This window comes from Halorubrum sp. LN27 (genome assembly GCF_016635065.1).
GTDB lineage: Archaea > Halobacteriota > Halobacteria > Halobacteriales > Haloferacaceae > Halorubrum > Halorubrum salipaludis.
Genome location: NZ_JAEPET010000001.1, coordinates 1,553,459 through 1,564,506 on the forward strand (window position 1 = coordinate 1,553,459; position 11,048 = coordinate 1,564,506).

At 70.4% G+C, this 11,048-nt stretch carries 8 protein-coding genes; 3 read left to right on the top strand and 5 right to left on the bottom strand.

Annotation, left to right across the window (positions count from 1 at the left end; genetic code table 11):
* Positions 1-6: 6 nt before the first annotated feature.
* Both JIN95_RS07680 and JIN95_RS07685 read right to left on the bottom strand, forming a co-directional pair.
* Positions 7-1,182 (bottom strand): nicotinate phosphoribosyltransferase, encoded by a 1,176-nt coding sequence (locus tag JIN95_RS07680; RefSeq protein ID WP_200531007.1) that lies wholly within the window; start codon positions 1,180-1,182, stop codon positions 7-9.
* A 128-nt stretch (positions 1,183-1,310) separates the two neighbouring features.
* Positions 1,311-3,071, bottom strand: coding sequence for an Hvo_1808 family surface protein (locus JIN95_RS07685; protein ID WP_200531008.1), 1,761 nt, complete (start codon positions 3,069-3,071; stop codon positions 1,311-1,313).
* A gap of 618 nt (positions 3,072-3,689) precedes the next feature.
* Between JIN95_RS07685 and JIN95_RS07690 the strand changes: the two genes are divergently transcribed.
* Both JIN95_RS07690 and JIN95_RS07695 read left to right on the top strand, forming a co-directional pair.
* Positions 3,690-5,738 (top strand): DUF460 domain-containing protein, encoded by a 2,049-nt coding sequence (locus JIN95_RS07690; protein WP_200531009.1) that lies wholly within the window; start codon positions 3,690-3,692, stop codon positions 5,736-5,738.
* Between the two features lie 87 nt (positions 5,739-5,825).
* A complete protein-coding gene (locus JIN95_RS07695) occupies positions 5,826-6,812 on the top strand; it encodes a tyrosine--tRNA ligase (protein WP_095636778.1) in 987 nt (328 codons plus the stop codon).
* A 45-nt stretch (positions 6,813-6,857) separates the two neighbouring features.
* On the opposite strand, the gene JIN95_RS07700 is transcribed toward JIN95_RS07695, so the two are convergent.
* Positions 6,858-7,613 carry a topoisomerase DNA-binding C4 zinc finger domain-containing protein gene (locus JIN95_RS07700; RefSeq protein WP_095636777.1) on the bottom strand — a complete coding sequence of 252 codons (756 nt, stop codon included), beginning with the start codon at positions 7,611-7,613 and terminating at the stop codon, positions 6,858-6,860.
* Between the two features lie 86 nt (positions 7,614-7,699).
* Positions 7,700-10,042, bottom strand: a complete 2,343-nt coding sequence (locus tag JIN95_RS07705) for a DEAD/DEAH box helicase (protein WP_095636776.1) — start codon at positions 10,040-10,042, stop codon at positions 7,700-7,702.
* A 180-nt stretch (positions 10,043-10,222) separates the two neighbouring features.
* Here JIN95_RS07705 and JIN95_RS07710 point away from each other — a divergent pair, with 180 nt between their 5' ends.
* The gene (locus JIN95_RS07710) at positions 10,223-10,585 is read left to right on the top strand and encodes a hypothetical protein (RefSeq protein ID WP_095636775.1); all 363 of its coding nucleotides are present in this window, start codon (positions 10,223-10,225) and stop codon (positions 10,583-10,585) included.
* 98 nt (positions 10,586-10,683) lie between these two features.
* On the opposite strand, the gene JIN95_RS07715 is transcribed toward JIN95_RS07710, so the two are convergent.
* Positions 10,684-10,842 (bottom strand): hypothetical protein, encoded by a 159-nt coding sequence (locus tag JIN95_RS07715; RefSeq protein WP_158224034.1) that lies wholly within the window; start codon positions 10,840-10,842, stop codon positions 10,684-10,686.
* Positions 10,843-11,048: the final 206 nt, after the last annotated feature.

Below are 11,048 nucleotides of genomic sequence, written 5' to 3' on the forward strand. Positions count from 1 at the left end.
GTCGCTCTACTCGCCGCCCTCTACTGCCCCGTACCCCACCGCTTCCGCGTCCGCGAGGGCGCGCTCCGCCGCCGCGTCGAGGTCGAACGCCGACGCCGCGCCGTCGACCACCTCGCCGTCGCGGATCACCGGTTCCATGAGCGACTCGGCGCCCGCGGGGCCCTCACGCTCCGCGAGCCCGACCGCGTGGGCGCCGTCGGCGGTGCGGTAGACGGCCTTCGCGCCGGAGAGCTTGCCCCGCTTGGCGGCCGGCTCCCCCTCGACTTCGACCACGTCGAGCGCGAAGTCGACCGGGTCGGCGTTCGAGACGTGGCCGCCCACGCCGAAGCCGTCGACCACGTCGCGGAGCGCCCGGAGGTCGTCCGGACCGAGCCCGCCGGAGACGTACACGTCGACATCGGCGTGGCCGCGGGCGTCCAGCTCCCACTGCACCTCGCGGACGATGTGTCTGAAGTCGCCGCGCCGCGAGCCGGTGGTGTCGAGCCGGACGCCGTCGAGCCGGTCGCCGAGCGTCTCGACCGCGCGGAGCACCTCGTCGACCTCGTCGGAGTAGGTGTCACAGAGCGCGATCCGCGGGACCGACTCGTCGACGGCCTCGTCGAAGGCGCGCCACGCCGCCTCCTGCTCGCCGCGGCCGAAGCAGATGGCGAGCGCGTGGGGCATCGTCCCCGACGCCTCCCGGCCGATCAGGTCGCCGGCGGCGACGTGCGAGAACCCGTCGAACCCGGCCACCAGCGCCGAGCGCTCGACCGCCGCGGTCATCGACGGATGGACGTGGCGCGCGCCGAAGGAGAGGACCTGCGAGTCCGGCGCCGCGACCCGGGCGTCGAGGGCCGCGGTCGCCATCCCCGAGGCGTGCGAGAGGAAGCCCAGCAGGGAGGTCTCCAGCCGGGCGAACGCGAGGTACGGCCCCTCGATCCGCATCACGGGGCCGCCGTCGAACAGGCGGCCCTCCGGGACCGCGTCGACGTCCACGTCGCGGCCCTCCAGGAGCGCGACCGCGTCCTTCAGCCCGGCGAACAGCTCGAAGTCGCCGTCGGGGAACTGGTCGGCGGTGACCTCGGCGACGACGCGGGGGTTCCGCCCCGCGTGTTCCAAGGCGGCCTCGGTCCGCTCGAAGTACGCGTCGGTCGCCCGCCCCCCGCGGATCGCGGGCGCGTCGACGATGTCGAACTCGGTCATACCCGACGGTTCGGACGCCGGGGAGGAAAAGCCACCCGAGTCGGGCGGGATTTCGCTTCGACCGCTGTGCGGTCGCCTCCGGCGGATGCGCGGTCGTCGCCAAAAGGTATCTGTCGTCGCCCGGCGGTTCAGGACCGCACGCGACGCGCGACGAGGGCCGCCCCGAGCAGGGCCCCGACCGCGACCGGGACGCCGAACCCGGGCGTGCCGTCGTCGGTGGCGGCGTCGGGGCCGCCGGAGCCGTCGGAGCCGGTGTCGCTCCCGTCGTCGGTCTCGTCGGTGTCGTCGCCGTCGGTCCCGTCACTTTCGTCGTCGCCGTCGGTCCCGTCAGTCTCGTCGCCGCCGTCAGTCTCGTCCCCGTCACCGTCGTCGGTCGAGGGGAGGTCGAACCCGGCGTCGGGGCGGAGTTCGAGCACGTCCGCGGGCTCGGGGCCGTGCACGACCGTCACCGTGGTCCCGTCGCGCTCGACGCCGTACGCCCCGCGGAAGTCGCCGTCCTCGATTTCGTACACCACGCCGTCGGCGTACTCGTCGTCGCCGTGGGCGGTCAGCATGCGCAGGTACGCCTCGCGGAACTCGGCCGCGTCCGCGGTCGTCTGCCACTCGGTCACCCAGACGTAGCCGTCCTCGCCGTCGGTCGCGTTCCCGCCGTTCCGGTACGGATACAGCTCGTCGCCCGCCCAGCCGTCGGTCGACTCGTGGGCGTAGTTGTAGTTCATGCGGGTCCGGAGCCGCTCGTCCGTCTGCGTGTGGATCTGGACGTTCTCCCGAATCGTCGCGTCCGGGTCCAACACCGCGTGCCGGTACTCGTAGCTCTGGTACCAGAACATCACGAACATCGACGCCTCGCCGGCGGTGTCGGCGCCGTCGACGCCCTGGTTCGGGTACGTCTCCCAGCCGCCCTCGGCCGCGTCTTCGAACGACACCTCGCGGGTCTCGTAGTCGGGCTCCCGGTGGATCACCTCGGAGGTCGCGGCCGGCGGCTCGTTCATCGTCTCGTTGACGGCGCTCCACCCCCCCTCGTCGACGAGCCGTTCGACGTAGAGCGCCCCGTCGCCGTAGGGCTGGAGCACGGTCTGGAGGATGCCGAAGTTGTAGTCGGGCGTCGTCCCGCCGCCACCGCCGGAGTCGGGCGGCGCGAGACAGCTCCAGTTGGCGGCGCAACGCTCGTCGTACCGCTCCTCGATGTGGACCGCCTCGCCCTCGACGACCCCGTCGACCGCGAGGTCGGCGTCCTGCGTGGCGCCGACGTAGCGGGGGTTCGAGAGGTTGTGGTACTGGTCCTGCATCGCGTGGACCAGCTCGTGTGCCAGCGTCGACGGGTCGATCTGCGGGTCTTCGCCCTCCGGGACGACGAGGACGATCCGGTCCTCCGCCGGGGAGTAGAACCCCGAGACCGCGCCGCCGAAGACGCCGTCAATCGCGTCCGAGGCGTTCTCGTCCTCGCCGACGACGAACAGCGCCTTCCACACCTGGTCGTTCCAGCGCTGGAACTCGGCGCCGGAGCCGCCCGCGCCGCCGCCCGCGGAGTCGTTCATGAACTCGGAGCGCGCGACCGTCTCGACCGGCACGTCCTCGCGGAAGGGGCGCTCGCGGACGTGCTCGACGCGGGCCATCGTCAGGTCGGTCAGCGCTTCCAGCTCCGCCTCCGTCAGGCCGTCAGACTGGTTGAACGAGAGATCCTCCTCGTAGTGAGTCCCGTTCCAGCAGCCGACGAGGTCGGTGCCGGCGCCCGCGTCGCACTCCGCGGCGGTCGCGCTGGCCGGCGCGTCACTCGAAATTGCCGCCGACGGTCCGGTCGCGGGCCCGGCGGCGACCACCCCGCCGACGCCGAACGAGAGGAGGGCTATCGCGGCGACGACGACCGAGAACGTGAGAACCCGTCGCATAGGTGCGATTACGGCCGACCCGATAAGTAGTTTGTCGGTGTGACGGGGAGACGGTGACGGACGATAGTGGGAGTGGGTCTCGCAGATCGGCGGTGGTGATAGAGTATTTAAACAAGTGTGAGTGACGGCGCAGCACTACTTATAAACAAAATTGCGGTGGCGCGTGCCTGCGAGGCCGCCCTGCGGCCGAGCAGCACGCGCGAGGGAGTCGCTGGCGCTTATAAGCGCCGGCCGACGAGGCTGGGGAGGCGTGAGGCTGCGGTGTTGTGCGGGGCGGGACTCAAAGGGGCAGCCGCGAGGCGGGCGCAGGCGTTCACGAGAGCGGAGCTCTCGTGAGCCAATCAGAACGCTTCGCGTTCTGATGACGATGTAAGCACTGCAGGGAGCGAGCAACGCGAGCGACCGAAGCGCGCAGCGAGCGTGCGCCGCCCTCGCGGCTGGGGCTTTGCAGGTCTTCACCGCAACATCGCCAATCGCTTATAAACACCCGCCAGCACCACCACAATCCGACTTATAAATAACACCTCCACCATCTTACGAGGCTCACTCCCGCTGTCGATCAGGATCAGTCTCAGTCCCGTCGTGGGGTATATACGCGCCAACGGCCTACGTGAGTGTGTGACAACCCGGACCATCCGCGCCCGCGACCGGCCGGTGTTCGGCGTCGACGTGCACAGCGGCGACGTTCGCGGCGACGACCCCTCCTACGCCCTCGTCATCTTGGACCCCGTCGACGAGGACGACCCGGACGCCCCCGACGCGGACGGCCCGATGGCGCGGGTCACCCGCGACGTGGTGTCGTTCCGGAAGCTCTGCCGGCTGATCGACGACCGCGAACCCCTGTACGTCGCCACCGACAACGCCTACGAGCTGGCGGCGGACAAGGGGGAGCTCGTGGGGTTCCTGCGGTCGCTCCCCGACGGCACGCGGCTCGTGCAGGTGACCGGCGCGGAGCGCCCCGAACCGCTCTCGCGGGTCGCCTCGCGCCACGGGATCCCGTACGGGAAGGATCCGATGAAGGAGGCGGAGGCGTCGGCCCGACTCGCGGCCGCCAACGTCGGCCACGAGGTGACCGCGTTCACCGACGAGACGCGGGTGAAGGTGTCCCGCGGGCGCTCGACCGGAAAGGGCGGGTGGAGCCAGGACCGCTACACCCGGCGGATCCACGGGAACGTCCGGAAGCGGACCCGACAGGTCCAGTCGAAGCTGAAGGAGGCGAACCTATCGTTCGAGCGCGACGTGACCGAGAAGTACGGCGGCTACGCGAACGCGACGTTCACGGTCGAGGCGCGCCCCGAGGAGATCCCGGTGTCGAACTCGCGGGCCGGGGACGTGCGCGTCGAGGTCGAGCGCGAGCGCCGCGACGGGATCGAGTACGAGCCGCTCGTACAGCGGCGCGACCGGGTGATCGTCGGCATCGATCCCGGAACCACGACCGCGGCCGCCGTCGTCGGGCTCGACGGCACCGTCCACGCGCTCTACTCCTCGCGGACCGCCGACACCGCCGACGTGACGGAGTGGATCATCGAGCAGGGCCGCCCGATCATCGTCGCCGCCGACGTGGAGCCGATGCCGGAGACCGTCGAGAAGTTCCGGCGGTCGTTCGACGCCGCCGGGTGGCGCCCCACGACCGACCTCCCGGTCGACGAGAAGCTCCACCGGACCCGCGAGGCGAGCTACCAGAACGACCACGAGCGCGACGCGCTGGCGGCCGCGCTGTACGCCTACGACGACCACGAGGACCAGTTCGAGCGCATCGCGGCGAAGACCCCGCCGCGGCTCGACCGCGAGGCGGTGATCGCGGGCGTCGTCGCGGGTGACGCATCCGTGGAGTCCGTCATCGCGGATCTGAGCGACGACGGCGGTGACGGCGGCGACGGCGAGGACGGGACCGACGAGACCGATCCCACCGAGCCCGAGCGCACCGAGGAGGAGGAGACGATCCGGCGGCTCCGCGAGCGCGTCGAGCGGCTGGAGTCGCACGCGGAGTCGCTGGAGGCCGACCTCGCCGAGCGCGACGAGCGGATCGCGGAGCTGGAGAGCGAACTTGAGGAGGCGCGGCGCGAGGAGCGAATCGAGGCGCGGAGCCGGCGGGCCGTCTCGCGGCTCGAACGCGAGACCGACCGGCTGGAGCGCGAGCGCGACGAAGCCCGAGAGACCGTCGCGGAGCTCGAGGGGAAAGTGGAGACGCTGAAGGAGCTGTGGCGGCTCGACCACTCGAACTTCGACGACGTGGCCGCGGACCAGGGGCTCGCCAGCGTGAAGGTCGTCGAGCAGTTCACGCTCGACGCCATCGAGGCGGCCGACGAGGCGTACGGCCTCGTCGCCGGCGATGTGGTCTACCTCCGCGACGCCTCGGGCGCGGGCCGGAGGACCGCCGAGCGGCTGGCCGAGACGGAACCCCGCGCCGTGATCCGCGACGGCAACCTCTCGGACGTGGCCGATCAGGTGTTGTTCGACCACGACGTGCCCGTGGTCCCGGCCGACGCGGTCCCCGTGCGCGAGGTCGACGAGCTGGCGGTCGCGAGCGAGGAGGAGCTGGAGGCCGCGCTCGGCGACTGGGAGCGCCGCGCCGAACGCCGGCGGAAGGCCGAGAAACAGGAGTACCTCGACCGGATCATCTCGGGGCACCGGGCGGGGCGGACCCTCCCGGAGACCGAGGAGTAAGTCGATCGGCCGCGCCGGCCGCGCGCCCTCGTCACGTCACAACACGCTTCCAGAAGTCATATGACCGACAACCGCGCAGTCGTGCGTATGGACGCCTACGAGCGGATCACCCGGAACGCGGCCGAGGTGGTCACCGAGGAGGAGATCGAGGCGCTGGCCGACGACCCCGACGGGAAGCGGGCGTACGTCGGCTACGAGCCTTCGGGGGTCCTCCACATCGGGCACATGCTCACCGCGAACAAGCTCATCGACCTCCAGGAGGCGGGCTTCGAGGTGACGGTCCTCCTGGCCGACGTGCACGCCTACCTCAACGACAAGGGGTCGTTCGAGGAGATCCGCCACACCGCCGAGCGCATGCGCGACCAGTTCATCGCGTACGGGCTCGACGAGTCGAACACGCAGTTCGTCCTGGGCTCCGACTTCCAGCTCGACGACGACTACACGCTCGACCTCCACTCGCTGGAGCTGGAGACCACGCTCGCGCGGGCCGAGCGCGCGATGGCAGAGATCACCTCTGGCGACTCCGTGAAGGTGTCGCAGGCGGTGTACCCGCTGATGCAGGCGCTCGACATCCCGTACCTCGGCGTCGACCTCGCCGTCGGCGGGATGGAGCAGCGCAAGGTGCACATGCTCGCGCGCGACGTGCTCCCGAGCATCGACCGCGAGCCCCCGACGAGCCTCCACACCCCGCTCATCGCCGATCTGGGCACCGGACGCGGGAAGATGTCCTCCAGCGAGGGCGTCACCATCTCGATGGAGGACTCCCGCGAGGACATCGAGTCGAAGGTGAACGACGCGTACTGCCCGCCGACGGCCGACCCCGAGCCGACCGACGACGGCGAGGCGCGGGAGAACCCGGTCCTCCAGGTGTTCGAGTACCACGTGTTCCCGCGGTTCGACGCCGTCGTCGTCGAGCGGCCCGAGGAGTACGGCGGCGACTTAGAGTACGAGTCCTACGACGCGCTCGAAGCGGACTTAGAGTCCGGCGAGCTCCACCCCGCCGACGCCAAGGGCGCGCTCGCGGAGTACCTCGACCGGCTGATCGCGCCGGGACGCGAACAGCTCGCCGAGTAGCGGTTCGACCGCGGCTCGCGCGTTTCTACCCGCGGTCGCGCTCTTCTACCCGTCGGCCGCCGTGTGACCGCTCAGCTCGCAGCTCCCGTCGAGGCAGCCGCGGCCGGCCGCGGTCTCGAACACCGGGAGCCCGCAGTCGCAGTCGTCGACGACGACCCCCGAGGGGATCGAGACGGTGGTCTCGCAGTCGGGGTCGTTCTCGCAGGCGAGGTAGACGCGGCCGGGCGCGGACTGGACGGTGAGGTCGCCCTCGCAGTCCGGACACCCCCAGACGCGGTCGAATCGGTCGCTGACGGCGGCCTCCATCGGGTCGCACGCGGGGTCGAGACAGAGGTGGAACGGCTCGCCGCGCTCGATCCGGATCTTCGGGAGCCCGCAGTCGTCGCAGACCCCGTCGGTGACGCTCGCGCCGGCCGGGAGCCCCCATCGCTCCTCGCAGTCGAGACAGGTCACGTCGCCGCGCGAGCGCACGAGCACCCCGCCGTCCTCGGGGCAGGTCCCGACCGGGAGCCCGGCCTCGGTGACGGGGAGCGCCCTGCTCGCGGTCGCCTCCTCGGCGACGACCCGGAGCCGGCGGGCGCCGTCACGGGCGGTGATCGAGAACCCGTCGCCGTCCCCCTCGACAACGACCGAGTCGGGGCGGGTGAGCCACGCGACCGGCTGGTAGCCGTCGGCGTCGTGGACGAGCGTGGTGTCGTCGGGCTTGATCAGGACGACGACGCGCCCGCGGTGGGTGCGGGAGCGGTCGCCGCGTTCGGTCACTCGGCAGTCGCCTGCGAACACGCGGAGTCGTTCCGGCATACGACGGGTGGCCGCGGTATCGGTGTTAAGCGGTCGGCGCGGGGGTTTATGCGGGATGAAAAGCGGGGGCCGACGACGAGAGGCTCCTACGCCACCCGAACCGTCCGCGTCGCCCGAACCGGCATCAGCGGCAGGTCCGGAAAGACGACCTCGACGACGAACTCCAGCTCGTCGGCGTCCGGCGGTCCGAACACGCCGACGGGGACCGTCGTCTCCCCGTCGAGGTACGTCGTCGTCGCCGTCATCTCCACGTCGTTGACGGTGACCCGGATCCCCGCGCGGGCGCTCCCGGAGACGGCGGCGACGGCGACCTCGCACATCTCGTTTTCGCCGACTGCGACGGCCTCGGGGAACTCTCCCCAGTCGACGTCGACGCGGGGGCAATCGCGGGCGGCGTCGACGATTCGGTCCGCCACGGAGCCGCTCATGCCGGCGTTCTCGAGTTCGCTCGCGCCGGCGTCGACGACCGCGGCGGGGGAGGTGAGCCCGGCGTCCGCGAGCCGCTCGGCGCGGCCGGAGCCGACCCCGTCGATCGCGGTGAGCGCGACGGCCTCGCGGGAGACGCCGTGCTCGACGCGCGCCTCGACCCGGCACGCGAGGTTGGCGGCGCGGGGACCGGCGAACCGGTCGAGGAACTCCGAGAGCGCGGCGAGCAGCCGGAGCGCGTTCTGCCGGATCACCCACGCGTCCGAGCGCAGGTCCGAGGGGATCGAGTCGGCCATCCCGGCCAGCAGGATGGCGAACACCTTGCGGTGGCCGTCCTCCAACTCGGTGTCGCGGCCGTCGAGGATCCGGTCGATCGCGTCCGACTCGGCCGAGCGCGCCGAGACCGAGTCGAACTCGCCGGCCGACGCGACGGTCTCCAGCACGGAGTCGACCGTCAGGGTCTCGCGGTCGGCGAGCCGCCGGAATCGGCGGGCCGTGTCCAAGCGCAGGTAGTACTTCGAGGCGAGGCGACCGAGCGCCGTCGGCTCGATCGCGAGGTCGTCGTCGGCCGCGACGAACCCGTCCTCGACGAGCGAGTCGAGGGTGTCGCGGACGCGGTCCCGGAGGGTGGCAAACGCGTACTCGTCGGGCTTCGACTCGGCCCGGACGTAGTAGAAGGTGGTCTCTAACCACGCCATCACGTCCTCGAGGCCGCGGATGGTGCCCATCGCGATCTCGGCGTTGAGGTGCGATTCGAGGTCCGCCGCGAGCCGCGACTCGATCTCTTTGCCCTCCTTCAGCAGCGCACGGTACCTGTCGGCGTCTCCGCGGTCACAGACCACCCAGCCGTACCCCACGTCGTCGTAGCCGGGACGGCCCGCGCGCCCGAGCATCTGGAGCACGTCGAGCGGCGAGATGTCGGTTTCGCCCTCCAGCGGGTCGTGGTACTTGGTGTCGCGGATCACGACGCAGCGCGCCGGGAGGTTCACCCCCCACGCGAGCGTCGACGTCGAGAAGAGGAGCTTGATCTTCCCCTGCTTGAACCACTCCTCGACGCGGTCGCGGTCCTCCTTCCCGAGCCCCGCGTGGTGGAACCCGACGCCGTCGGTGACCGACTGGCGAAGCGTGTCGTTGGTGAGCTCTTTCGCCTCGTTGTGGAAGTCGTAGTCGCCCCGCGAGTCGATCGGGATGTCGCGCTCGGTTATCTCGTCGCGCGCCTTCTTGGCGGCCTGCACCGTGTCCTGCCGCGAGGAGACGAACACGAGCGCCTGCCCGTCCTCCCGCACGTGCGGCTCGGCCAGGTCGAGCGCGCGGTAGAGCCGCCGGTACTTGTCGGCGAAGGCGTTCGAGCCGTGCGAGTACGTCTTCACGCCGGTCTCCAGATCGACCGGACGGTACTCCTCGCCGAACTCGTAGGTCGTCTCCGCGGGCGCGTCGAGCCACTCGGCCACGTCCGCGACGTTCGGCATCGTCGCCGAGAGCGCGACGACGCGGGGGTCCTGCAGGCGGCGGAGCCGCGAGACGGTCACTTCGAGCACCGCGCCGCGCTTCTCGCTGTCGAGTAAGTGGACCTCGTCGATGACGACGCAGTCCACGTCGGTGATAAAGGAGTAGCGCCCGGAGTCGTGCTTTCGGGTGGCGCTGTCGGCCTTCTCCGGGGTCGTCACGAGCACGTCCGCGCGCTCGGCGCGGCGGGGGTTGAGGTCGCGCTCGCCGGAGACGACGTACACGGAGTAGCCGAGCTCCTCGAACCGCTCCCACTCGCTCTCCTTCTCGTTGGTGAGCGCGCGAAGCGGCGCGACGAAGAGCGCGGTCCCGCCCTCCGAGAGGGTCTTGCAGATCGCGAGCTCGGCGAGCGCGGTCTTCCCGGAGGCCGTCGGCGCCGACGCGACCACGTTGTGGTCTGTCTCTAGGACGCCCGGCAGCGCCTCGCGTTGCATCCGGTTGAACTCCTCGAACCCGAAGGCGTCGGCGAACTCCGGCACCGCGTCCGCGACCTTCACGCCGCACCACGCCCGTGGGCGACTCCACGGCGACCGAGAGTCGTTCGCATCACGTCGAACTGGGGGCTTCGAGAGCAAAGGCGTTTCTCATGCGGTCCGCGCGGCCGCGGCCGACGTAGGCGGCGCCGAACCGCCCCGCCGACCCCGAGCGTTTACGTGACAGCGGGTCGACCGCCCGGTATGTTACCGTCGTCGCCGGCCGTCATCGGTGCCGCCGCCGTGGTCGCCCTGCTCGTCCTGCTGGTGCTCGTGCGCCGCCTGCGCGCTCCGTCCTCGGACGCGCGCGAGTCGAAGCGCGCCCACGACGCCGCCCAGGAGCGCGAACCCCCGGTCGAGATCGGCGAGACGTACGAGTTCGGCGTCACCGAGCTCACCGAACACCACTCGGGCGAGGAGGTCGCCGTCGGCAAGGTCGAGGGGTTCGTCGTCTTCACCGAGGACATCCCCCGCGACGTGGGGAAAGGCGACGTGATCCGCGCGAAGGTGCTCTCGTTCAACGAGGGTCGCACCTCCGCCGACGCGACGTTCGTGACCAAGGCGTAGGCTACACCCGTCTCGCGCCGGTTGTCCCGTGCCGATCGCCTCACGCGGGACTCGCGGAGAAAAGCCGCCGTAGTGACGGCGCGCTCGCCGTCGACGCCTCAGTCGTTGGCCTGAACGTACCCGTCGATCGCCGATCCGATATGCCACACGGGTTCGAGGAACAGCATGAAGATCCCGATTCCGACGAACACCAGCATGACGGAGATCAGCATGTAGATCACGAAGCCGCCGAGCCAGTAGAGACCGCGGCCTTTCATCCCGCCGATGATATGTCCGACTCCAGGGATGAGAAAGGAGATAAGCGCTACTATTATCGGACTTCCAGTGTCATTTTCAGCTGACATGTACTTCAACCGTTAATTCAGAGTATTATAAATCCACATGGTTCAGAATGTATAAACTATGCACCGTTACAGCCGTCGATCTGCCCCACTGATTTCATCTGTACGATATTATTGAGACC